18 protein-coding genes are annotated in these 24,987 nt (G+C 53.7%); 14 read left to right on the top strand and 4 right to left on the bottom strand.

Annotation, left to right across the window (positions count from 1 at the left end; translation table 11 throughout):
• Position 1 precedes the first annotated feature (1 nt).
• A complete protein-coding gene (locus BN8_RS06565) occupies positions 2-2,617 on the top strand; it encodes an ABC transporter permease (RefSeq protein ID WP_009281033.1) in 2,616 nt (871 codons plus the stop codon).
• Positions 2,618-2,620: 3 nt separating this feature from the next.
• The gene (locus BN8_RS06560; protein WP_009281032.1) at positions 2,621-5,233 is read left to right on the top strand and encodes an ABC transporter permease; all 2,613 of its coding nucleotides are present in this window, start codon (positions 2,621-2,623) and stop codon (positions 5,231-5,233) included.
• A 42-nt stretch (positions 5,234-5,275) separates the two neighbouring features.
• Here BN8_RS06560 and BN8_RS06555 read toward each other — a convergent pair whose 3' ends face one another.
• Positions 5,276-6,583 (bottom strand): hypothetical protein, encoded by a 1,308-nt coding sequence (locus tag BN8_RS06555; protein ID WP_009281031.1) that lies wholly within the window; start codon positions 6,581-6,583, stop codon positions 5,276-5,278.
• A 142-nt stretch (positions 6,584-6,725) separates the two neighbouring features.
• Here BN8_RS06555 and BN8_RS06550 point away from each other — a divergent pair, with 142 nt between their 5' ends.
• The 3 genes from BN8_RS06550 (at position 6,726) to BN8_RS06540 (ending at position 9,565) form a co-directional block, all read left to right on the top strand.
• Entirely contained in the window at positions 6,726-7,403 is a 678-nt protein-coding gene (locus tag BN8_RS06550; RefSeq protein WP_009281030.1) for a hypothetical protein, read from the top strand.
• Between the two features lie 74 nt (positions 7,404-7,477).
• On the top strand, positions 7,478-7,804 hold the full coding sequence (locus BN8_RS06545; protein ID WP_009281029.1) for a hypothetical protein: 327 nt from the start codon (positions 7,478-7,480) through the stop codon (positions 7,802-7,804).
• 177 nt (positions 7,805-7,981) lie between these two features.
• On the top strand, positions 7,982-9,565 hold the full coding sequence (locus tag BN8_RS06540; RefSeq protein WP_009281028.1) for a sensor histidine kinase: 1,584 nt from the start codon (positions 7,982-7,984) through the stop codon (positions 9,563-9,565).
• Here the strand turns inward: BN8_RS06540 and BN8_RS06535 are convergent.
• The gene (locus tag BN8_RS06535) at positions 9,529-10,098 is read right to left on the bottom strand and encodes a biopolymer transporter ExbD (protein ID WP_040005499.1); all 570 of its coding nucleotides are present in this window, start codon (positions 10,096-10,098) and stop codon (positions 9,529-9,531) included. The genes BN8_RS06540 and BN8_RS06535 overlap by 37 nt on opposite strands.
• Positions 10,099-10,173: 75 nt before the next feature.
• Here BN8_RS06535 and BN8_RS06530 point away from each other — a divergent pair, with 75 nt between their 5' ends.
• Complete coding sequence (locus tag BN8_RS06530) at positions 10,174-11,631, top strand: serine hydrolase domain-containing protein (RefSeq protein ID WP_009281026.1); 1,458 nt, start codon at positions 10,174-10,176, stop codon at positions 11,629-11,631.
• A 7-nt stretch (positions 11,632-11,638) separates the two neighbouring features.
• On the top strand, positions 11,639-12,325 hold the full coding sequence (locus BN8_RS06525; RefSeq protein ID WP_009281025.1) for a LytR/AlgR family response regulator transcription factor: 687 nt from the start codon (positions 11,639-11,641) through the stop codon (positions 12,323-12,325).
• A gap of 9 nt (positions 12,326-12,334) precedes the next feature.
• Here BN8_RS06525 and BN8_RS06520 read toward each other — a convergent pair whose 3' ends face one another.
• The gene (locus BN8_RS06520; RefSeq protein WP_009281024.1) at positions 12,335-13,705 is read right to left on the bottom strand and encodes an MATE family efflux transporter; all 1,371 of its coding nucleotides are present in this window, start codon (positions 13,703-13,705) and stop codon (positions 12,335-12,337) included.
• Positions 13,706-13,843: 138 nt separating this feature from the next.
• Between BN8_RS06520 and BN8_RS06515 the strand changes: the two genes are divergently transcribed.
• From BN8_RS06515 to BN8_RS06485, 7 genes are all read left to right on the top strand, one after another.
• The gene (locus BN8_RS06515; protein ID WP_009281023.1) at positions 13,844-15,094 is read left to right on the top strand and encodes an exo-beta-N-acetylmuramidase NamZ family protein; all 1,251 of its coding nucleotides are present in this window, start codon (positions 13,844-13,846) and stop codon (positions 15,092-15,094) included.
• A 90-nt stretch (positions 15,095-15,184) separates the two neighbouring features.
• The gene (locus BN8_RS06510; RefSeq protein ID WP_009281022.1) at positions 15,185-16,492 is read left to right on the top strand and encodes an alkaline phosphatase family protein; all 1,308 of its coding nucleotides are present in this window, start codon (positions 15,185-15,187) and stop codon (positions 16,490-16,492) included.
• Positions 16,493-16,546: 54 nt separating this feature from the next.
• A complete protein-coding gene (locus BN8_RS06505; RefSeq protein WP_009281021.1) occupies positions 16,547-17,404 on the top strand; it encodes a chromate resistance protein ChrB domain-containing protein in 858 nt (285 codons plus the stop codon).
• 58 nt (positions 17,405-17,462) lie between these two features.
• On the top strand, positions 17,463-18,470 hold the full coding sequence (locus BN8_RS06500; protein ID WP_009281020.1) for a DUF1259 domain-containing protein: 1,008 nt from the start codon (positions 17,463-17,465) through the stop codon (positions 18,468-18,470).
• A gap of 19 nt (positions 18,471-18,489) precedes the next feature.
• Positions 18,490-19,638: a chromate transporter gene (locus BN8_RS06495; RefSeq protein WP_009281019.1), complete on the top strand. Its 1,149-nt coding sequence runs from the start codon at positions 18,490-18,492 to the stop codon at positions 19,636-19,638.
• A gap of 94 nt (positions 19,639-19,732) precedes the next feature.
• The gene (locus BN8_RS06490; RefSeq protein WP_009281018.1) at positions 19,733-22,090 is read left to right on the top strand and encodes an ABC transporter permease; all 2,358 of its coding nucleotides are present in this window, start codon (positions 19,733-19,735) and stop codon (positions 22,088-22,090) included.
• 51 nt (positions 22,091-22,141) lie between these two features.
• Positions 22,142-24,496, top strand: coding sequence for an ABC transporter permease (locus BN8_RS06485; protein ID WP_009281017.1), 2,355 nt, complete (start codon positions 22,142-22,144; stop codon positions 24,494-24,496).
• On the opposite strand, the gene BN8_RS06480 is transcribed toward BN8_RS06485, so the two are convergent.
• Positions 24,497-24,976, bottom strand: coding sequence for a Uma2 family endonuclease (locus BN8_RS06480; RefSeq protein ID WP_009281016.1), 480 nt, complete (start codon positions 24,974-24,976; stop codon positions 24,497-24,499).
• Positions 24,977-24,987: the final 11 nt, after the last annotated feature.

The raw sequence follows: 24,987 nt of genomic DNA, 5'->3' as shown, positions 1-24,987 counted from the left end.
TATGCGCTCGGCCCCAACCCCTCCGCGCTTCGCCCAGCGCCTGCTGCGCTGGTTCTGCGCTCCACACCGGCTCGATGAGCTGGAGGGCGATCTGGACGAACTGTTTCAGGACCGTATCAAATCGGTGGGCGTTCATCGGGCGCGGTGGCGCTACTGGCGGGATGTGCTGAGCCTGATGCGGCCTTTTGTGATTAGACGACAACACACTGATTACCCCAGCCCAACACATACGACCATGATTCGCAATTACCTGACTGTCGCCTTCCGAAACCTGGCACGTGCAAAAAGTTACGCGTTTATCAACATTGCGGGTCTGTCTGTTGGGATGGCCGCTTCCGCGCTCATTGCACTGTGGATACAAAGCGAACTAACCTACGACCAGTTTTATAGCAAAACCGATCGGCTTTTTCAGGTCTATAACCGGGATACGTTCAATGGCACTACGCAGGCCTGGGAAACCACCCCACGCCCGCTGGCTCCGGCGTTAAAACAAGACTACCCCGATATTGACGATGCGTCCCGGTATAGGCCCATAACGTTTGTCCTGACGGCTAACGACAAAAACGTAAACATCGATGGTGCATTTGCCGACCCTACGTTTCTGAACTTATTTGATTTCCCATTCTTAACCGGCAATGCTCAAGCCTCTCTTTCCGAACCGAATGGTATCGTTATCACCAAGTCCCTGGCCGAAAGCCTGTTTGGTACAACCCAGGCACTGGGTAAAATCATTCAGGTTGACCATAAAGACAGTTTTTCAGTAACCGGTGTTCTGGACGACCTACCCGATAACTCCCGATTCAGCAGTATATCCTATCTGCTTCCCTACAATTATTTCATTTCGTTAGGCTGGGGATCTGACGATTGGTCTTCAAACAATGAATACACCTTCGTTCTGCTGAAGGATAAGGTAGACCCGGCGATGGCTGAAAACAAAATCAAGCGGGTTACGGCTCAACACCTTAAAGGCGTTCTGGACGATGTATCACACCGACATATTTTTCTCCATCCGGCCAGCAAATGGCACTTGTATTCAAAACAGGACAACGGGCAACTGGTCGATGGCAAGATCGTTACGGTTCGGTTGTTCGGAATCATTGCGGCTTTTATTCTCCTGATTGCCGCTGTCAATTTTATCAATCTAAGCACAGCACGTAGTGAAAAACGGGCGAAAGAAGTCGGTATCCGGAAAGTAGCCGGTGCACAGAAACGATCGCTGGTTTTTCAGTTCATCAGTGAGTCAGTGCTGCTGGCCTTCTTTGCCGGTCTACTGGCCTTACTGCTCATTGTCCTTTGTATTCCGTTGTTCAATACCATTACGGGCAAGCAGTTATCCTTAGCATTCGGTTCGGTTAGCTTCTGGCTCGCGGCTCCTGGATTTGTTCTATTCACTGGTTTACTGGCAGGAAGCTACCCCGCTTTTTATCTCGCCAGTTTCCAGCCGATACGGGTTATGAAAGGGACGTACCAGCCAGTCGCGGCTGTGTTCTCACCCCGGAAAGGACTGGTAGTTGCTCAGTTCACCTTTACCATTGTCCTGATCATTGCCACGCTGGTCATCAGACAGCAGATTCATCACGCCCAGAACCGGGAAAGTGGCTACGATCAGAACAATCTCCTCTTCGCCTACCTGCACGGCGACTTACCCTCCCATTACGAAGCATTGCAACAGGACTTACTTCGAAGCGGGGCGGCTGTTTCGGTTGGTCGATCACTCGGTCCACTGACCGATATCAACTCCCGACAGTGGGGTGTATCATGGCCCGGTAGTACCAAAGCCGATAAAGATATTGAGTTCGACCGATTCGGCACCGACACCGATTTTCTGACAACCATGGGTACGAAACTAACCGCAGGCCGGGCACTTGACGTTCGTCAGTTCCCAACGGACTCCAATGCGGTCATGTTAAATGAAACGGCCGTCAAAACGATGCATCTGAAAAATCCGGTGGGAACGAGCATTCGATTTCTCAAACAGGATTGGCAGGTAGTAGGCGTTCTTAAGGACTTCGTTTTTGCCTCACCCTACGACCCAATTAATCCGGTCATCGTTTCAGGCCCCGGCCAGTCAGTCTCGCTGGGCTGGACGAGTATGCGGTTAAATCCGGCTAACGCTACCGCCAAAAATCTGGAGGTGATCGAAGCGGTTTTTAAGAAGTATAATCCCGGCTACCCATTCGAATACACGTTTGCGGATGAGTCGTACAAAGCCAAGTTTGCCGACGAGCAACGGGTTGGAGTCCTGACCAGTCTGTTCTCCGGGTTGAGCATCTTCATTGCTTGCCTGGGCTTATTCGGATTGGCCGCCTACACCGCTCAACAACGGACCAAAGAAATAGGCATCCGAAAAACATTGGGCGCATCCGTAGCCAGCATCGTACAGCTCTTAACCAAGGAGTTCATTTATTTAACCCTTGCGGCCTTCCTCATTGGCGCACCGATTGGCTGGTATGCCATGCACCGATGGTTAGAAGACTATACGTACCGCATCACCATTGGCATTGATGTTTTCACAGTAACGCTCTTGTCCGCCATCCTGATTGTATTGCTGACGGTCAGCTTCCAGGCCATCAAAGCGGCCTTGGTCAATCCGGTTAAATCGCTACGTAGCGAGTAGCCTATGCGCTCGGCCCCAACCCCTCCGCGCTTCGCCCAGCGCCTGCTGCGCTGGTTCTGCGCCCCCCACCGGCTCGATGAGCTGGAAGGCGACCTGGACGAACTGTTTCAGCAACGGGCGCAGGAAGTGGGGTTGCGCCGGGCTCGCTGGCGCTACTGGCGGGATGTACTAAGTCTGATGCGGCCTTTTGTTATCAAACGCCAACACACTGATTATCCCAGACCAACAAATACTACCATGATCCGCAACTATCTGACCGTCGCCTTCCGAAACCTGGCTAAGAACCGGGTCTATTCCTTCATCAACATTTTTGGGCTGGCTTCAGGCATGGCCGTAGCGATGTTGATTGGCCTGTGGGTATACGACGAGCTGTCGTTCAACAAGCAGTTCAAAAACCACGATCGACTGGCAATGCTCTGGCAGTTTGTAAAGTTCGACGTGGAGAAGGCATCTTATGATGTGATGCCGATTCCGCTGGCGCAGGAATTACGAAGCAACTACCCTGATTTCGAAGCGGTTGGTCTATCCAAAACGCGCAACGTTATTGTAGCGGCCGGGGAACGAAAGCTGTTGAAAACCGGCAATTATGTTGAGCCTGATTTTATCGACATGCTATCGCTGAACGTCGTAGCGGGCACTCGGTTCGGAAGCAACGACGTGAATACGATTCTGCTGTCGCAATCGCTCGCCAATGCGATGTTCGGCACCGGGAATCCACTTAATAAGCTGATCAAACTGGACAATAAACAGACGGTGAAGGTAGCGGGCGTTTACAAAGATTTTCCGGCCAATAGCACGTTTACCGACGTGACATTCCTGGTTCCCTGGAAATTCTTCGCAGCCAACGATGAAAATGCGAAACTCGACCAGAATGAATGGGACTCCAATTCGTACCAGATTTTCGTCCAGCTCAGGCCCGAGGCCGATTTCGATCAGGTATCGGCGAAGATCAAAGACATTCGCATGAAGCGGGATAACCCACCGGGCTACAAACCCGAGTTTTTCCTGCACCCGATGGCGAAATGGCATTTGTTCGGCGATTTTAAAGACGGCGTCAATACGGGTGGGCTCATCACGTTTGTGTGGTTATTCGGGAGCATCGGCGTCATTGTGTTGCTGCTGGCCTGCATCAATTTCATGAACCTGAGTACGGCCCGAAGCGAGAAACGGGCCAAGGAAGTCGGGATTCGGAAGGCGCTTGGCTCGCTGCGTAGCCAGTTAATTTCGCAGTTTTTCAGCGAATCGCTGCTGATAGCATTACTGTCTTTTGTCCTTGCCATTCTGTTCGTACAACTCACACTTCCCTTCTTTAATCAGGTGGCCGAGAAGCAGGTAACCATTCTCTGGGCAAACCCCTGGTTTTGGTTTGCCGGATTGGGGTTCAGTCTGCTAACGGGTTTGATTGCGGGTAGTTATCCGGCGCTGTACTTATCCTCGTTCCAGCCCGTCAAAGTGCTCAAGGGTATTCTACGAGCCAATCGTTCAGCTACCATTCCTCGCCGGGTACTGGTTGGTTTTCAATTTACGGTTTCGGTCACACTCATCATTGGTACCATCATTGTATTCCGACAGATTGAGCACGCCAAAGACCGCCCGGTGGGGTATAACCGCAGTGGGTTAATCGAAATCGGGATGAATGCACCTGAGTTGTATAGGCATTATACGGCCCTCCGGAAGGATTTGCTCAATACGGGCGCTATAGTTGATATGGCGGAATCGTCGAATTCAATAACCGAACAGTCTGGTGGCACAACCGCTATTTCGTGGAAGGGCAAAAAGACAGGCAGTAAGCCACTGGTCATGTCGAATTACGTAACACACGATTATGGCAAAACGGTGGGCTGGCAGCTAAAAGAAGGTCGGGATTTTTCCAGGGCTTATTCAACCGACACCGCTTCGATTGTCCTGAACGAAGCGGCAGTCAGGCTGATGGGCTTCAAAAACCCGATTGGCGAAGTTGTTCGACGCGGTTCGCCTAATCGCGATTACAGGGTCATTGGCGTGGTCAAAGACATGGTGAAAGAAAATCCGTTCAGGCCGGTTAGTCCGTCTTTTTTTGCCCTCGACTATGGCAATGTCAATACCCTTACTATCCGTTTGGCTCCGCAACTATCGGCCCACGAAGCACTGGCTACAATAGAGCAGGTCTTCAAAAGCTACAGTCCTGATTCGCCTTTCGACTATAAATTTGTGGACGACCAGTACGCCCAAAAGTTTGGTACCGAAGAACGTATCGGCCGGCTGGCCGGTGGTTTTGCCGTCCTGGCGATTCTGATTAGCTGCCTGGGCCTGTTTGGCTTAGCTTCGTTCATCGCTGAGCAACGCACTAAGGAAATTGGCATTCGGAAAGTACTCGGCGCGTCGGTTTTCAACGTTTGGCGTCTACTCTCGAAAGAGTTTGTGGCGCTGGTTCTCATTGCGTTCTGCCTGGGCGCTCCCCTCGCCTACTACGTCTTGTCGGGCTGGCTGCAGAACTACGAGTACCGCACCGACCTGTCGTGGTGGATTTTTGCTTTGGCCGGCGCGGGCGCTTTGCTGATTACATTACTAACGGTCAGTTACCAGGCCGTCAGAGCCGCCCTGATCAACCCGGTCAAGAGTTTGCGTAGTGAATAAATAAGGTTGCTCTTGAAAGGTTACGGCTGGAAGTCAGTTGTCTTACTGGATGGCTCGGTCAAACCCATCAGCAAACACCACCGAGCCATCCGGTCGGCTGAAACGGCAATAATCAACCGAACCCGTTCCGGCAAATTCATACGTAATACCAACCAGATCGACCGGAGCCGACGGAATGGTTGCCTGATAGGCCAGCCGCCCGTTCACCCAGATGCGCGCTTGTTTATTGACGACCTCGCAACGCAGATCTACCCAATTCGAAAAGTCAACACCGAAGGCCGATAAGTCCGTATTACGTCCATCTACATGATGTCCCGCTAACCCCAGCGACAGATCGGAGATACACCCTTTAGCCGACAAGGGTATGAAAAACATTTCGTTCTTGCCGTGGATCATCAGGCGTGTCTGCTGACAGGCTGCGGCTCCCGCCCGGTAGTCATGACGAAGTCGGGTTTCCATAATAAAATTGTCGGACCGCAGCCCCGGCAACTCTTGGATGTAGCGATAGCGCACGACGGGCGGCTGGGGTTGCATGGCGATGTGACTGGCTTCAATAAGTGATGGGGGCAGGCTAAGTTTTCCTTGCTGGATCACCTCGTTAGGGCTGAAATAGACAGGCACCGGCTCCTGCAATACGGCAACGTGCCAGCCATCCGAGCGGATGAGCAGGTCGTGCTCCCGAACAACCTGTTTTCCAACCACCAGTTTAGCCCGGAAGTAGCCCGGATAGTAGTAGATAGACGTATGCTGATGACCAGTTCTTGACACACGTTTACGCCGGGTCGGGTCCCAGGACTGCTGAATGAACACCGAATCAGTGGGCGAAGCGGTCGCGTCGTAATCGAACACCACCGAGTTCGGAATCCCCTGCGTGACAGGTCGGCTGCGAAACGAAAAGTCCTGGGGCGAAAGGGGGCCGCGTTCATGAGATGCCAGCATCAGCGCTAGCAAGCCAACCAGGCCAATGCCAACCACATACAGAACAACCCGGCCCGGAAGCCGACGCCAGCCGATACGGACGGGAGGCTGATCGCTAATTGGAGTCGAAAGCGTATTTACTACGGTAGATGGCCGATCGGTCTGGTGCTGAAAGTCGTGCCAGTTTGGGTAACCCAGATACTGCACCAGTACGTTTAGCGTCGTTGTCGTGGGCGAGGAATCGTAGCGCACTTTACCCCAGACCCGCTTGAGTGTCGTTACGCTCAGGCAAGCGCCGGTCTTCTCCAGAATGGCCTCACTCAATCGCTCAAAGTCGGCGGTCGTCCATCCTTCGGCGCTACCCAGGCCGCTAACCTGCTCGATCTGCTGCCGGCAGCGGGCCAAATTATCCTGATCTATTTTCACCACCATACCGCTGTTGATTAGCTACTTACCAATTTGACACAACTTGTACAACACTTGAACACGATTGATTGGGCTCCCTAAACACTATCGACTACGTTTACGGCGGTTTCCCCTGTTCATTGATTCACGGCAATTGACCTCATAAGTAATGAAACAAATTCATAACGCGCCAATCCTACTGTATCTGCTGTGTAGCCTGCTGATGAACGGCCATAGCTCGGCCCAATCGGTCACGCCCATATCGCCCGATCTGACAAGTCTTGCCGGCAATCCCAAAGCCGCCGTCAACCGCGCGGCAACAGTACTAACGGAAGGCCGGCGCAACGGCATCCGGATAGACGAAAAACCCGGCGAAGGACTGGTCTGGATACCCGACGTTCAACTAACCAATGGGACTCTGGAATTTGATGTCCGGGGTAAGGACGTACTACAGCGGAGCTTCGTAGGCATCGCCTTTCATGGGCAGGACGACAAAACCTACGAAGCGATTTATTTCCGGCCCTTCAACTTTCGCAGCACCGATCCCGTCCGGCGGGTGCACGCCGTACAGTATGTGGCCCACCCTACCTACACCTGGCAGAAGCTCCGCGCCGACTTTCCGGACAAGTTCGAAGCCGCCCTGACCTCCCCTCCCGACCCCAACGACTGGTTTCACGCGCGGGTAGAGATCAAGGCATCCAGCGTGCGGGTCTTCGTCAACCAGAACACGACCCCAGCTCTGGAAGTCGAGCGACTTGTTCAGACGCAGAACGGTCGGGTGGGCCTTTGGGTGGGCAACGGTTCCGGCGGTGATTTCGCTAACCTTACGATCACCCCGGTCCCTTAACCAATCGCTCCCGAATAGCTCCTCATAAAACCTTGTGACAACCTTTTCTTTCGAATAGCCAGCAACGTAACCCAGTGCTGATTTTTACACTCCTGTTCTTCAGCAGCTACCTGACGGCCGCGGCCCAAACCACCTACAACCTACCTCTCCTGCTCCGGGAAAATCGACTCATTACGACACCAGCCAATAACATACAGGCGTTGAACGACAAAGCGCATCCGGGCGTATCGGCGAAAGGGATTGTGTGGCTGAAAGGACTCAATTTTAAGCAGGGCACGATTGACGTAGACCTACGCGGCAAGGATGTTTTTCTGCAAAGTTTTCTGGGTATTGCCTTTCACGGGGTGGATACGCTTACGTACGATGTGGTGTATTTCCGTCCGTTCAATTTCCGGGAATAACTCCCACAAGAGTTCATCCTAACAGGGAGGTAGTCAACGTTACCTCCTTTTTGCGTCCCATTCTCGACCGACACGAGTTTGCTTCTCCAACATTCAACCCATTTTTTGGCGTCTTCATCCCATTTCAACCACGGGCCGGTTTCACCCGCTTAGCTTTGGTCAAAAAACGAGCAAGCTATGCGGGATTTATCACCCTTTCGTCGCTATGAATTGATTTTTATCGTCAGCCTCGTCGTCATTTATGTGGTCAGACGATTGGTCGAAGAGGTGAGTCGGCTGGATGGCCTGATCGGGTTGGGAGCTTCCGGCAACGGCATTCCGGCCGGTACGTTCTGGCGAATTTTAGACGGCCGCTACGATCATACCCTGAACAACAACGTACCACTCATCACCGGAGCAATTTTGGTCCTGGCAGCCTGGTACGTCTTCCACAACCTGGCGTACCCGACGTTGCAGCAACGCATTGATGACCAGCGGGGCTGGCTGCTCATCGGATTAACAATGCTGCTGCTGCTCATGGGTACGTTCGTGTACCATTACCTCAAACACCACGTGCGGTACCAGTACGACGGTGCTGACAACATCATTGGGCTGCGGGTCGAGTGGCTGTATCGCAAACGCACTGTATTGGCCGACGCCATCGGTTTTGCCGTCCTGCTAAGTGCCTACGAACTGGCCTTTCAGTATTATCAATTCCTAACCCGGCGCATCGGTCCAGAGTCAGAAACCCATTTTCGACTCGTGAGCTTTCTGCTGCTGGGCGGGGTAACGGTGTTAGCGTTCACCTTCTCCCTGAATGGTTACCTACCTCCAACCCTGTGGCGTGGTGAATTGCGTATGGCGCTGATCAGATTGAGCATTGGGGTACAGATTTTACTGCTTCAGCAGTACGTGTATGGCTACATCTTACCGGCTCTAAAAACCGCCCGTTCCGAGGAGCCTATTCTGCTTAACCGAATTGGATTGTTTCTGCTGGTGGTACTCCTGACCACCACCGTACTGTGGGGGGCGGCCACGAGCTTTTATTTCCGTCCCAGTAGCTCGATCATTCAATGGTCCCTTGCTGTTGTGATCGGTTCGGTGGTGATAGCGTTTGGGCGACAGGCACGGAACCGGGAAAAAACCGTACTGGAGACAAAAGTATCGGTGCAGTCGGCGGAGCTATCGAGCCTGCGGGCACAGATTAACCCGCATTTTCTGTTCAACGCGCTCAACAGCCTGTATGCTACCGCCCTGAAGGAGAACAGCGAAAAAACCGCCGACGGTATCCAGAAACTGGGCGACATGATGCGGTTCATGCTCCAGGAAAACAACCGTGACCGCATTCCGCTCGACAAGGAAATTGAATACCTGCGCAACTACATCGACATTCAACGGATACGTATCGACGAAAGGCACGACATCGACATCCGGGTTACCATTCAGGAGCCAGAACGGCCGATTTATCTGGCCCCAATGCTACTGACACCCTTTGTCGAGAACGCCTTTAAGCACGGCATCAGTCTGCGGCAACCCTCCTGGATTTTCATCACCCTGACACTGGACGATACGCAACTGTACTTCAAAGTACACAACTCACGGCACCTTAAACCGCCCGAAGACCGACCGGATCGTCACGACCCAGAAGCCGGCAATTCCGGTGTGGGGCTGGCCAACGTCAGCAAGCGGCTGGAACTGATTTACCCCGGTCGTCACCAGCTCGTCATCCAGCAGTCGGAACAGGATTATTTTGTTGCCCTCACGCTGGTATATTGGCAATGAACAACGTACTGACCCCTTCGATACAGTCTGACGTTCAGAGGAATAGGTTGTCTTGAACTACTTTTTATGTAGTTTTTATACGCCAGAATCATCTGCTGTTCCTCTTTAGCCAACCGATTCACCAGTTCAAATTTGATTCGTTTATTTATAGCTAACTCATCTACTACGTCAACCAGATTTTTGATCGTAGACTGTGCTGTTGGTTTGATCAGTACAACCGGATCTTTTGCCGAAGCCATTGTAAGCAGTCTGGCCCGTAAACCGTTTGCGGAATAGGTTGTCTCTACGTAGCTGGCCATATCATCAGCCACGTATGTGAGGTAGCCAATTTTATCCTGCTCAAGCAGATATAAGCACGCTGACAATGGCTGATAAGATTCGAATTTGGCATTATTGGCCATGTAGAGCGACACAACGGAGGAGCGCTGTACCTGCTTCATCCAGATGAAAAATGTAATCAGAATCATGGCAATACTCACAAAGGGGGTCAGGTCTACGCGCGGAATCCGGTGCGTTTGTCGAATGGCTCTCATGCTACAATAATCGGTTTGCGTAATGATGTCCCTACCATTTAAAATCCATAACAAGCTATTCATCTGTCACTCATTATGAAATACCTCCTCACACCCCTCCTTCTCCTTTGGCTTATTCCGATTGTGTTTGGCCAACAGCGCCCTTTCGACGTAGAGCAGCGGGTTAAACAAGTTGAAACCGGCCTGATGCCCGCCGTTCAGATTGCCGACCAAACACCCGTTCGGTACACCCTTACCGACCGGATGCGTCAATTGGCTATCCCGGCCGTGAGCATCGCCGTCATTAATAATGGCCAGCTCGAATGGGCCAAAGCGTACGGTTACCTGAGTCGCGACAGCCTGAACCCGGCCGATACGCAGACACTGTTTCAGGCGGCTTCGATCAGCAAACCCGTAGCGGCTCTGGGTGCCCTGAAGCTGGTTGAACAAGGGGAGTTGAGCCTAGACGCCGACATAAACCAGTACCTGAAAAGCTGGAAAATCCAACCCTCCTGGTTCACCGAAAAACAGCCCGTAACGCTTCGTGGGCTGCTGTCGCACACGGCCGGCCTCACGGTACACGGCTTCGGCGGCTACGCTAAAGACAAGGATGTACCGACACTGGTGCAGATTCTGAACGGCGCAAAACCCGCTAACTCCCCCGCCGTCGTCTCGGACACAACGCCCGGCGTTCGCGTGAAATATTCAGGAGGTGGTTACGTCGTGATGCAGCAGGCCATTGAAGACGTAACGGGCGAAACGTTTCCGGCCTTCATGCAGAAAACGGTACTCGGTCCGTTCGGCATGACCCGTAGCACCTACGAACAGCCTTTACCCGCATCGCTGACGGCCAACGCCAGCGTGGCTCACTACGGCAATGGCCGCACCATTCCCGGCAACTGGCACACGTACCCCGAGATGGCACCCGCCGGTCTGTGGACTACCCCCTCCGACCTGGCCCGGTACATTATTGACGTCCAACACTCTTTTAAAGGTGAGTCGACACACATCCTGTCGGCGGCCATGACCAAGGCTATGCTGACGCCACAGATCGGTGGACACGGGCTGGGACCCGCCGTAACGGAGAAAGATGGTACGCTGGCCTTCTCGCACGGTGGCAGTAATGCGGGCTACAAATGTCAGTTCTGGGCCTCAGCCGACAAAGGGCAGGGCGTAGTGATCATGACCAACGCCGACCGGGGCATGGAAATCATCCAGGAATTGATGCGTAGCGTGTCGGCGGCTTACGGATGGACTGACTTTAAGCCCGTTACGAAAAAGCTGGCGCAGGTATCGTCTAAGCAACTCGGTAAGCTGGCGGGTCGTTACACGTTCAGAGAGCGGCCCAACCTAATTCTGGAAATAGCGACGGCCAACAACGGGCTGCTGGTCAAACAGCTCTGGAACCAATACGAGTTCAGACTTCTACCCGAATCGAATCTTGCGTATTTTGCCGAAGACGACGGCGGCTCCGTCCGGTTTGAAACCGCAACTGACGGTACCATTACGGGCTTGCTGGCGTTTGGTCGTGAACGCTGGACGAAAGTAAATTGATCTTCGCATGCCCTTAACCGCTATTGCCATCGACGACGAGCCCCAGGCGCTGGATGTCATCAGCCTGCACGCAGCCAAAGTGCCGTTTCTGGACCTGAAAGCCCGGTTTACGGATGCGTACGAGGCCATTGCCTGGTTGCAGACCAACCGCGTCGATCTGCTGTTTCTGGACATCAACATGCCCGACATCTCGGGCGTGGAAGTGGTCAACTGCCTGCCCCGGCCGCAACTGGTGATCTTCACGACGGCCTACTCCGACTACGCCGTGCAGGGTTTTGAACTCGACGCCGTAGATTACCTGCTGAAGCCGTTTTCGCCCGCCCGGTTTCTGAAAGCCTGTACCAAAGCGCTGGACATCCACACGCTGCGGGTGGGCAACGTACCCAGTTTTATTTTTGTGAAGACGGGCTACGAAGATGAGAAAGTAATGCTCGACGACCTGCTGTATGTGGAAGCCGACGGTAATTACCTGTCGCTGGTCTTGCCCAGCCGGAAGCTGCTTACGCGCCAGACGTTGACTGAGTTTTTACAATTACTACCTCCCGATCGTTTTGTGCGGGTACACCGCTCGTTTATCATCGCGGTCGATAAAATCACCAGGCTGTCCCGCCAGGAGATTACGATCGGGCCCTACGTTATTCCTATCGGTGCCTCTTACGAAGAAGCCATAACCGGAATTCGGTCGCGGTTGTAAGGCGTTAACTCAACTCCGCCGAATCACCTGCTCGCTGAAAAATTCGGATTGGCGGTACAGCATGTACAGACCGACCAAGAGCAACGCACTCAGCTCCGCCAGCGACCGGGACAGCCAGATGCCGCTCAGCCCCAGCCCGAAATAGCCCGGCAATACGTACAGAAATAACGTAACGAGCCCGGCACCTTTCAACACACTGATCAGGCTGGACAGGTTGGCCCGCCCGATGCTTTGCAAGTAAGCGCCCACGACGTAGTTGGGTCCGGCCGCCAGAAACAGCAGAAAATACAACCGAATGGCCTCACTGGCGGTCTGTCTGAACTCGCCTGTTTCGTCACCGGCGAAGAGCGTAATCAGCAGTTGAGGTATGAACAGCCCTATAGCTGTAACGAGTACGCCCAGCCCGAAGGTGAACCCAAACGCAAAGCGAAACGTAGCCAGCACCCGATCCGGCCGACCGGCACCAATGTTGAACGACATGATCGGCAGGGACGCAATCATAGCGGCCGTGAGCGGTCGGATGAAGATAAAACTGACATAGTTTACCAGCCCGAAAGCCGCCACCGCGCCCGGTCCGTAGGTCGTAAGGGACCGACTGATGAAGAGCAGTCCCGCCGAGAAAGCGAGTTCGGACGCGAACGATGGAATGCCCAGTGTCAGCAGTTCCTTCCACTCGGCCAACCGAAGCGTAAATTGAAACGGGCGGACGCTGAAATGGCTCTTCCCCTTCCAGATGTAAACCAATAGATAGAGCGCGCCCGAAGCAAAGGCTACGGCCGTCGCGATGGAAGCCCCCTCCACGCCCATCCGCAAGCCAACAATCAGCAGTAGGTCCAGGACGAGGTTAATGGCGACAGCGGTTAAGGACGCGTTTCGGGAAACTCGGGGCGCGTTGTCCGTACGGACGAAGTTACCCCAGATCATACCCAGAAAGAAAACCGGTAAGCTAATCAACTGCCAGAAAGCATAATCGGCTACCTTGTCTGCCAGGGCCGCGTTTTGAGCACCCGCCAGAAACTGGGCCAGCGGCCGGGCAAGCAACGGTGCCATCAGGGCCACCACACCGCCCGTGAGCAGTACCAGCGTTGTGGCAAACCGAAATACCTGCTGCACCTTATCATAGTCACCGGCCCCAATGCGTTTGCCGATCAGGATGCCTCCGCCAATCATGATCGGCAGCGTCAGCGATACGAAGACAATCACGACCGGGCCGTACAGGCCAACCGCGCCCAGCCCTTCTTTGCCGACCTGCTGCCCCAGGATGATGCCGTTGATGAGCTGGTGCAGGGTCGTGGATGCAATGCTGATCAGCGCCGGTACGTAGTATTGGAAAAATAAAGGTCGGATGGGTGTTTCACCCAGCGAAGTTGATGCGGTCATGGTAGGAGGAAGTGGAGACGGGGGCGCAAAGATAGCCGTTGGTTTCGCAATTCTGCACGGGGGATCGTGCGTTTATTACTTGTACTCAACCGCTTTTCTCAGCAACTTGCCGACTAATCACCGCTGTTTATTACGTTCATGAAAATTTTCGCTTCCGTCTCAGTCCTTTTCCTCTTTGGCTTGTTCGGATTACTCAGTCGTCCGTTTCCGCTGCAACCCGCCCCGGTAGTCACCGAAAACGCCGGCACAACCGCAACCGCTCCGAAGCTCATGACGGGCGCAGATCAGGTGTCGGCCTATCTGCCCTACCTCAAAGGGAAACGTATCGGGATGGTCGTGAACCCGACCTCCATCATCGGCAGCAAATCCAGCGTCGACAGCCTGCAAAGCCTGGGCGTGAACATCGTCATGGTGTTTGGACCCGAGCACGGCTTTCGCGGCAACGCCAGCAACGGCGCGAAGGTCGCCGATGAAGTGGACGCCAAAACCGGCATTCCCATTATTTCCCTGTACGGCAGAAACCGCAAACCCTCGAAGGAGCAGTTGGACAAGATTGACCTGCTGATCTTCGACATTCAGGACGTCGGTGCCCGCTTCTACACGTACATCAATACGTTGAACGACATCATGGAAGCCTGCGCCGAGAACAACAAAGAACTGTTGATTCTGGACCGGCCCAATCCAAACGGCTTTATCGTAGATGGCCCCGTTCTGGAAGATCACCTGCACTCGGGGATCGGCAAGCACAAGATTCCCATTACGCACGGCATGACGATCGGTGAGTTTGCGCAGATGATCAACGGCGAGGGCTGGAGCTTACCCAAAAACGCCTGCAAACTAAAGATCATCAAGGTAGCCAATTATACGCACGACACGCCGTACGTCCTGCCGGTAGCGCCTTCCCCGAACCTGAATACGCAGCAATCCATTCTGCTCTACCCAAGTGTCTGCCTGTTCGAAGGCACCATCGTCAGCCAGGGACGCGGTACGTACATTCCTTTTACCGTCCTGGGTGCACCGGCGCTGAAAGGGCAGTATTCGTTCTCGTTTCGCCCGATCAGTATCAAAGGCATGAAGGAAGCGCCGTTGCATCAGGATACCGATTGCTACGGTCTGGATTTACGAAAATACGACACCAGCCTCTTTCGCAAAACCCGGCAACTCAACCTGCAATGGCTGATGGAACTATACAAAGCGTACCCCGACAAAGACCGCTTCTTCGACATGAGCCAGAGCAAAGAGATCGGCAACATTGATAAGCTGGCTGGTACCGAAAACCTGAAAAAGCAGATCATCGCCGGAGCGAGCGAAAAAGAGATTCGCCAGAGCTGGGAGCCGGGTTTGTCCGAGTACAAGAAAATGCGGAAGAAGTATCTGCTTTATCCGTAAAAATAGCCTGTCTAATAAGCTTTTATCCTGCTGACCGGTACGCCGGAGCGGCAGGACAAAAGCTCTACTACGTATCCGCCAACGTAACGAATGCTTAATATAGCTCCAGAAACGAAGCGTTACGTTTACGGCCAACTACTCTTACTCGCAAACGCAAGTGTCGTGAAACATCTATCCGCTATTATCGTACTGGCGTTTTTTTTTCAATCACCTCTATTGGCTCAAAACCGCACGCCCAAAGCGGTCTTCGTCATTGTCGACGGCATTCCGGCCGATGTGATTGAGAAGGTGCCGACGCCCCACCTGGATAGTCTGGCCAACATTGGTTTCTACAAACGCGCTCACGTTGGCGGACAGAAGGGGACGTATTCGCAGACACCCACGATCTCGGCGGTGGGCTATAATAGCCTGCTGACGGGTACCTGGGTCAACAAACACAATGTCTGGGGTAACGACATTAAAGCGCCCAACTACCACTACCCCACCCTTTTTCGACTGCTTAAGAACCAGTACCCCAACAAAAAAACGGCGGTGTTCAGCAGTTGGCTCGACAACCGAACCAAACTTGTCGGTGATGGTCTACCCCAAACCGGCAACCTGAAAGTGGACTACCACGCCGACGGCTACGAGCTGGATACGGTCAATTTTCCCCACGACAAGGAACGCACGTTTATGAACCGGATCGACAACCGGGTCATTGACGAAGCCGTTGCCTGCCTGACCAAACAGGCTCCCGATCTGTCGTGGGTATACCTGGAATTCACCGACGACATTGGTCATAAATACGGTGATAGTCCACAGATGGACGAGGCCGTCAGGAAGATGGACGCACAGATCGGGCAACTAAGTCGTGCGTTACAGCAACGTCAGCAACAATTTCCGGAAGACTGGCTGCTAATCATCACCACCGACCACGGCCGCGACGTCAAAACCGGGCTCAATCACGGTGGGCAGTCGGATCGCGAACGTACTACCTGGGTAGTATCCAACCAACCGGGCCTGAACGCTTATGGGCAGCAACTTGAGCCCGGCATCGTTGACCTGATGCCGACCATCGCCCGGTTTATGCGCATCCAGTTCCCAAAAGACGTAGCGCAGGAAGTGGACGGCGTACCCCTGACAGGTCCGGTATCGCTGGCCAATCCGCAGGCTACGCTGGAAGACGACACGTTAAAGATTCAGTGGAAAGCGCTGGAACCGACCGGCACTGTCAACGTCTGGCTGGCCACGGCCAATCAGTTTGAAACCGGCGGCAAAGATACGTATCAACTTGTCGGCAAAGTCCCGCTCAAGCAGCAGCAGTTCAGCGTACCGGTCAAGGGCAAACCTTCGTCGTTCTATAAAATCTGGATTGAAGGGCCCGCTAACTCGGTCAATAAGTGGGTGGTGTTAAAATAGGTTAGTGAATACCTTTGTAGAGTAACTTGCTGACGCCCTTCGGCGTACTGAACCATGCAATGGATTACTCGCGAACGCCCCAAAATTGACCGGCTGGCTTGCCCCTGGCTTATTTTACGCTTTATTGATCCCTTGGCAACCATCGGGTTTGTGCCGGAAACCGACGTGTTGACCCAGGCTGAAGAAACCGGGGCTATCCCCTTCGATATACCCGGGGTGGAATACACCCACTACGAAGACCGCTGTACGTTTGATTATTTTCTGCAAAAACACGCCCTGACGGACCCTGCTCTGCACGTCATCGCGCCCATCGTGCGCGGGGCCGATACCGACGACCATGCACTGGCGGCTCAGTCGGCGGGTTTGTGGGCCATTTCGGCGGGGCTGGCCTACAACATCCAGGACGATCAGCAGCTTCTGGCGCAGGGCCTGGTGATTTACGATGCGCTTTACAGTTGGGCTAAACACCTGCAATCGGAGAAACACACGCAAAGCCCCACGGAACGGCTGCTGCTGGAGGTGTTGCATACGTACATGAAACCCACGGGTAAACGCAAAATTCCGGCATGGGTGCATGAACTGAAAGATGCCATTCAGGACCAGATTGATACCAATCTGACGCTGAGCCTGACTGAACTAGCCGAAAGTCTGGATGTCAATCCCGCTTATGTCTCCCGAACGTTCGCGCGGTATTTTGATGATTTGTCATTCGGCGACTACATTCGCAAGCTGCGGATTGAGAAGGCACTTAATCTGCTGGAGACGACCACCTACACCCTTACGGAGATTGCCTACCTGACGGGCTTCTCGGACCAGAGCCACTTCACCCGGATTTTTAAGAAACAAATGGGGCAGAATCCTTCGGACTATCGGAAGCAGCGGCAAAAAGGTAAAACTGATACAAAAGGTTAAATACGTTCTATTTCGACCAGGGTCAACCGGTTTCCTTTGCGGAAAGCGCTGACAAGCCATGAAACGTCGAAATTTTCTACAAACTGCCGCCGTAGCCACAACCATTCCGATCTGTGGTGCCCCCCTCAACAAAACAGGTCAACCGTTTAAAACCCCTGCGCTGTCAACAGAGGAGCAGGAGGCTATTGCGACCGCATTAGGCAAAAAAGGAACGTATAACGAGGCCCAGGCCACCTATTCCATACCCCTGCCCCGAAATGACCTGAGCGTAACCGTAAAAGGGGAGTCAGTACCGATTCCATTTGGTTTCGGGGGTTGGGTAGCTTTCAAAAAAACGCTCGATGGCAAGCAAACCGTGATGATGAGCGATACGGTCCTGCTGGAAGCGGAGGTTAACCCGCTTATCGATGCGACCCACGCGGCAGGACTGGAAGTCGGCGCGATTCACAATCACTTCTTTTATGAGCAGCCCCGCATCTTCTACATGCACCTGCACGGCATGGGCAATACAGCCGAACTGGCCCAAAAATACGCACAGGCAATTCGGAATACGAAACTGTTTCCGGGTCAAGCTGCCGCTACGGTCGGTACGTCGGCGGCACAATCGGGTAACACCGCCACCCCTGCTTCTCAGAATGCGGCCCCGACTGGCAAAGAGCTCTTTAACCTGCCCGCGTTGGACGAGCTGGTTAAGTACAAGGGCGTAGTGAATGGTCCTACCTACAAGTACACGGTCGGGCGCGACGACGTACAGATTACAGCCATGGGAGCCGAAATGACGGCCGCTATTGGGCTCAACTCCTGGGCTTCGTTTGCTGGTAAGCAGGAAGCCGCTCACATTGCGGGCGACATTGCCATGCTGGAAGGGGAGGTCAACGACGTAGTAAAGGCCTTGCGGAAAAATAACCTGGAGGTTGTGGCGCTACACCACCACATGCTCGGCGAACAACCGCGCACGGTCTTTCTGCACTACTACGGTCGGGGTCCGGCTACCGACCTCGCGAAGGGGTTTCGGGCCGCACTCGACGTATTGGGGAAAGGCAAAACTGGTGCCATGCAACATTAAATCAGAGCATTCGATACCAATGGCGACACAAGCTTCCTACTCCCTGACAGAGTTAGTTCGGTATTTCCTGCGATTAGGTACGTTGGGTTTTGGTGGCCCTCCGGCGCTGGTCAGTGCCATGCACCGCGACCTGGTGGCGGAGCGGGGCTGGATTGCCGAGAATGACTACCGCGAAGGACTGGCCCTGGCTCAATTAGCGCCCGGCCCGCTGGCGGCTCAACTGGCAATCTACCTGGGCTACGTGCATTACGGCGTCTGGGGCGCTACGCTGACGGGCATAGCTTTTGTACTGCCCTCGTTTCTGATGGTACTTGCGCTGGGTTGGGCGTACGTGCAGTTTGAGGGGTTACCCTGGATGCAGGCGCTGTTTTACGGCATTGGAGCTGCCGTCATCGGCATCATCGCCGTGGGGACGTACAAACTCACCCGCAAAACCGTCCAGTCCGACGATTGGCTGGGCTGGACGTTATTTGGAATTTCCGCCTTAGCAACCGCGATTATGGAAACCGAGCTACTGTGGCTGGTGCTGTTGTCGGGGGGCGTTTACTGGCTGGTTAAAAGTCCACCACAACTGATTCGATTCAACGCGGGCAATAGCCTGGCTCCGTTCCTTGGCCAGATGCTGGCGCTTCCTGCCGACTCGACCTTGTGGCAACTGGCCTTATTTTTCACCAAAGCGGGTGCGTTTGTCTTTGGAAGTGGGCTGGCCATCGTGCCGTTTCTGTACGGGGGCGTGGTCAAAGAGTATGGCTGGCTCACCGAACAGCAGTTCTTGGATGCAGTCGCGGTGGCCATGATCACCCCTGGTCCTGTGGTCATTACGGTGGCGTTTATCGGCTACCTGGTCGCCGGTTTTCCGGGAGCCTGCGTAGCGGCTCTAGCCACGTTTCTGCCTTGTTACGTACTGACTGTTTTACCCGCTCCTTATTTCAAGCGCTGGGGCAAACATCCGGGTGTGAAAGCGTTTGTAGACGGTATTACCATGGCGGCTGTGGGGGCCATCGCCGGGGCAGTTGTCGTGCTGGCTCGTCGGCAACTAACGGATTGGCCAGCGATCATTCTGGCGCTCACGACGGTGGGACTGCTGTACCGGTTCAAAAAACTACCCGAGCTTACTGTAATCGGTGGAGCGGCCATCATTGGCCTGTTGCTTCGGTACGTGGGGTGATGCTATACTTACCATACGCAAGGCTTAACGTTTTTTAACAGACTGTCTACTAGCAATGTCCGTACCTTGACCACCAAATCAGGGTACGGACATTATGTTTCAGAACTACCTCATCATCGCTTGGCGGAACCTGCGCCGTAATCGGTTGTATTCAGCCCTGAACATCGGCGGGTTGTCGATTAGCCTGGCCGCCTGCTGGCTGATATCGCTGTACGTCTGGCACGAACTGACCTTCGACCAGTTCCACGACCGCGCCGACTCCATCTTTCGCGTGATTACCCGGTTCAAAATGTCGGGTTCGGACGATGGCCTGGCGCTGTCGAGCGAGGACGTCGGCCCGCGCCTGCGACAGACGTATCCGGAAGTCATCCAGACGGTTCGGTTCAAGTCGGTACCAGTCGCTACGGTCCGGAAAGGCAACGCATTAATCAACGAGAGCGACCTGTATCAGGTTGACAGCAGCGTGTTTGATGTATTCTCGTATCCCCTGCTTTTCGGTACCAGAACCGCCCTGAACCGACCAAACAGCATCGTGCTGACGAAGCGTCTGGCCGAAACCTATTTTGGCGTTGCCGACCCGACCGGGCAATCGCTCCAAATAAACAACCAGCTTTATACCGTAACCGGCGTACTGCAAAATCTGCCGACCAATACAGACCTGACATTCAGCGCCCTGCTCACCTGGCAGGACGCCCCGCCTTCCGACGAAGCCGTATTTGATACGTCCTGCTTTACGTACATATTACTGGCCGATCAGACGAAAGCCGACAAGTTTCGTCAGAAGCTGTATCAATTTGATCGGACGCAGGTACTCCTCCGCGTTAAGGCACTGGGCTACGATATTAAGCTGGAGCATCAGGTACAGCCGCTGACCGAACTGCATTTCGTTGGAGGCCTGTATGATGATACACCCAAAGGCAATCGCCTGTACCTGTCCATTTTTTCCGTCGTAGCCGTCTTTATCCTGCTGGTGGCCTGCATCAACTACATGAATCTGTACGTAGCACAGGCCATCAAACGTCAGCAGGAAGCAGGTATCCGGAAAGTGATGGGAGCCGGCAAACCGCAGTTAGTGAGTCAGTTTATGGGCGAAACACTCCTGATGCTTTCCATCAGTACGGTACTATCGCCGTTGTTGCTGCTGAGCATACGACCCGTGTTTGAGCAGCTCACGGCTATTCCGCTCATCATGCCCCCTGTTTCGTTCATCGCCATTGGTTTAGGCGTTGTTGGTCTGGTTGGCCTACTGACGGGCTTATACCCGGCCCTTATGCTGTCGTCGGCTCAACCGGTACGTGTATTAAAAGGGCAAATGTATGGAGCAGGCCGCCAATGGGTTCGGCGCTCGCTGGTCGTGTGTCAGTTTACGCTCTCGGTCGTTCTGCTTATCGGGACGCTGACGGTACGTCAACAAACCAAGTACCTCCAAAGCAAAGACCCCGGTTTTGTCAAAGATCAGGTGCTGGTCGTGAACGTCCCGGCCGACGAAACAATCCGCCGGAAGATGACCGTACTGAAAGCATCGTTAAGCCAGAACAGTCGGGTTGGGGCCGTATCGTTGGGGCTGAATCCGATAACACTGGATGGCAAAGCAGGCATTATTCGGGAAAACAACGGGCAAAAAACCGAACAAATGGTGTTTTTCGCCCGCATTGACGAAGCCTATCTGAATCTGCTGCGGATTAAGCTGCGAGCCGGCCGAAACTTCAATCCTGCCGTTACGAGCGATAAAAATCGGGCGGTCATCGTCAACGAAAGCTTTGTCAAGTGGATGGGGTGGCGCCTGGATCAGGCCGTCGGCCAAACGGTCAAGACCTCGGCGGGCGATTCGCTCGACCAACAGGTGATTGGTGTCGTAAACGATTATCACTTTGCCTCGCTGCACAACCGTATTGAGCCGTTGCTGCTGTATTACCGGCCGGATACACCGCCCAATGTGTTGGTACGGCTCAAGCCCTCAGACGTTCCGGTTGTCCGGTCGGCCTGGGCCCGTCTGGTGCCCAACCATCCCTTCGAAGCCAACTTCTTGGATTCGTCGTTTCAACAGCAGTATCATCAGGAAGATAAGATCAAAACCTTGTTGAGCTGGTTTTCGGCCCTTCTTGTTCTTGTCGCCTGCCTGGGTCTGTTCGGGCTGGCCACCTACGCGACCGAGCAACGTAGGAAGGAGATTGGCATCCGCAAAGTACTCGGGGCCAGCGTAACCGGCATCGTTGCATTGCTCTCGCAGGACTTTCTCAAACTGGTGGGCATCGCCATCCTCATCGCTATGCCCCTGGCCTGGTACGCCATGCAGCAGTGGCTACAGCAGTTTGCCTACAAGATTGATTTATCGTGGTGGCTGTTTGCCCTGGCCGGTGGATTGGCGATTGGTATAGCCCTTTTGACTGTGAGTTTTCAAAGTATCAAAGCCGCGTTGATGAATCCAGTAAAGAGCTTACGAACGGAATAGCTCAGGGCTTGGGGCAACAAACCCTCCCCCAAGCCCAATACCCATACACTTATGCTTCGCAACTACCTCACTATCGCCTGGCGGAACCTGCGCCGAAACCGATTATACACCACTTTAACCATTGGGGGGCTGGCCATCGGATTAGCTGCTTGTTTGCTCATGTTTCTGTACGTGAAGCACGAGTTTACGTTCGACGGTTATCACAGCAATGCGGATCGGATTGCCCGGATTACAACCAGTCTGAAAACTCCCGAAGCACCGATGTCCGTGGCTTCCTCTCCGATTCTGCTGGCTGATGTACTGACCCGAAATTACCCCGAAGTGGAAGCGGCCGTACGCTTCGAGCCGCTTTCCGCCACGGTTCAGTATGTTGACAAGCTGTTCAACCAGCCCGACGTCTTTTATGCCGACCCGGATGCTTTCAACGTGTTTTCCTACGATTTTCTGGCTGGCGATCCGCTCGAAGCGTTAGCCAAACCGAACAGTGCTGTGGTTACTGAGTCGTTCGCGCAGAAGTACGTCGGACGGACCAATGCCCTGGGCGAACTCTTCCAATGCAACAAGAAGACATACCAGATTACGGGCGTCATTGCTGATTTGCCCTCCAACGCCGACTTACGCATCAGTGCGCTGTTGCACAAGGATTTTTCGACCTCTACGTCTTGGTTGGGTGAAGACTTCCCCGCCTACACCTTTGTGTTGTTCCGGAACCAGCCGAACATACCCGCGTTTGAGCAGAAGCTGGCCTTGCTCAGCCAGACCTACATTCAGCCGGAATTTAAGCAGATGGGGGCCGAAGGGTATGCGGTTCGGTTTCAAACGGAGCCGCTGGCCGATGTGCATTTTAGTCAGGGCAAGATGGCCGATACGCCCAAGGGCAACCGTCAGTACGGCTATCTGTTTGCATTCCTGGCTGCTTTTGTGTTCGCTATCGCCATCCTGAATTACATTAATCTGCTCACTGCCCGGGCGACGAACCGCGCCAAAGAGGTTGGCATCCGAAAAGCCAACGGAGCCATGCGAGGTCAGTTGATCGGACAGTTTTTGTCAGAGTCGTTCCTGCTCAGTCTGCTAACCGTTAGCCTGGCGGTTGGGTTGCTGCTGATCGCTATTCCGTATTTTAACACCCTATTACAAATACGGCTTTCAATAGCCTGGACAGATGGGCTGCTGATGGCGGCTGTGGCTGTAGTGGCTACGACTATCCTGGGTGGTTTATATCCGGCTTTCGTGCTGTCCGGCTATGATTCCGCGAACGTACTACGCGGACGGTTTGGGCATTTCGGCAAAGGGTTATGGCTGCGCCGAAGCATAACCGTATTTCAGTTCACACTCACCGTCGCCATGATTGTCGGCGTAGTGGTTATCCGTAGTCAGATGACCTACCTCCAGCGTCTGTCGTTGGGCTTCTCTACTGACCAGGTTCTAACCATTCCGCTACCCGACGACTCACTGGCGAGAGCATCGGCACCGGCCCTGGCGAACACCCTGCGGCAACGTAGCGAAATCACCGACGTAACCCTCGGTTCCGGTCTACAACCCGACGCCATACTGCCCGTTGGCACCACGTTCTTCCGCGCGAACGGCAAAAAACGGGAAGTAACCAGCAACTATTTCTTTATTGATGAACGGTTTGTGCCCTTGCTGAATATGAAACTCATCAGCGGACGCAACCTAATGAGTACATCCGAAGCTGACCGAACGGGTGCCTTCCTGGTGAACGAAGCCTTTGTTAAAATGGCCGGCTGGCAGCAGGCCGTTGGCCAGGATATAGAAGGATTTATGCACAAGGGAAAGGTGGTTGGCGTGGTCAAAAACTTCAACTACCGTTCGCTGCACAACCCGGTCGAGCCATTGGTGTTAGTCTACAATACCTTACCACCTGCCAATTTGACGCTGAAACTGCGACCGGAACACTTACCGATCGTGCAGACCGCCTGGAAATCCCATTACCCGAACGTGCCGTTTGACTACTCGTTTCTGGATGAATCGGTTGATGCCCAATACCGCAAGGACCGGCTCATGATGACGCTTTTCAACGGGTTTGCCGTACTGACCGTACTCGTGTCGTGCCTGGGGCTATTTGGCCTGTCGACCTACACCGCCGAACAGCGGACGAAAGAGATTGGTATCCGCAAAGTGCTGGGGGCCAGCGTGACAAGTATCGTCGCCCTGCTGTCGAAAGATACGTTGAAACTGGTGCTGATTGCTTTTGTGCTGGCGTCACCGCTGGCGTGGTATGTCATGAATCAGTGGTTGCATGACTTCGCCTACAAGATCGACATCGCCTGGTGGATGTTTGTGCTGGCGGGTATCGTGACTATCGGCATTGCCTTGCTCACGGTTAGCTTCCAAAGCATTCGGGCGGCCCTGACGAATCCAGTGAAGAGTTTACGAAGTGAGTAATTATGCGAACACTTCGCCCAACGGTATCGAAATGCCTGTCACGGGGTCAGAGAGTGTCGTGTCTGACTTAAAAAACTCATATTGATCAATAGATGTGTAGACAGCAATGGCTTTAAAACTAGGCATAACTAACCAACATGACTTGATACCCGCGTTGAAATAGCGTTCGAACTTGGCCAGAATTTCGGCATCGGACTGAGAAGGTGAGACAATCTCAATCGCCGTTAGTGGCATTTCTGTCATCGCTGTAACATCGTGCAGGAAGTCAATTTGCAGCTTCGGATAGATCGCGATGTCAGGTACCGCATCGGGCCGTTCAGGCATTGACAGATTGATTTCCGGCAGAAGGCTATACTGTTGACGGTAGTGCAATTGCAAGGCAAACATAAGGTTGCCTTGAATAACTGAATGATTTAAGGTGGGGATGGGTTTTCCGCGCTCGCGTTCGTAATCCGACAACTGCTCAACGACTGCTTCCATAGCACGAGTTT

This window comes from Fibrisoma limi BUZ 3 (assembly GCF_000296815.2).
GTDB classification, from domain to species: domain Bacteria; phylum Bacteroidota; class Bacteroidia; order Cytophagales; family Spirosomataceae; genus Fibrisoma; species Fibrisoma limi.
This window is presented reverse-complemented; position numbering and strand designations above follow the sequence as displayed.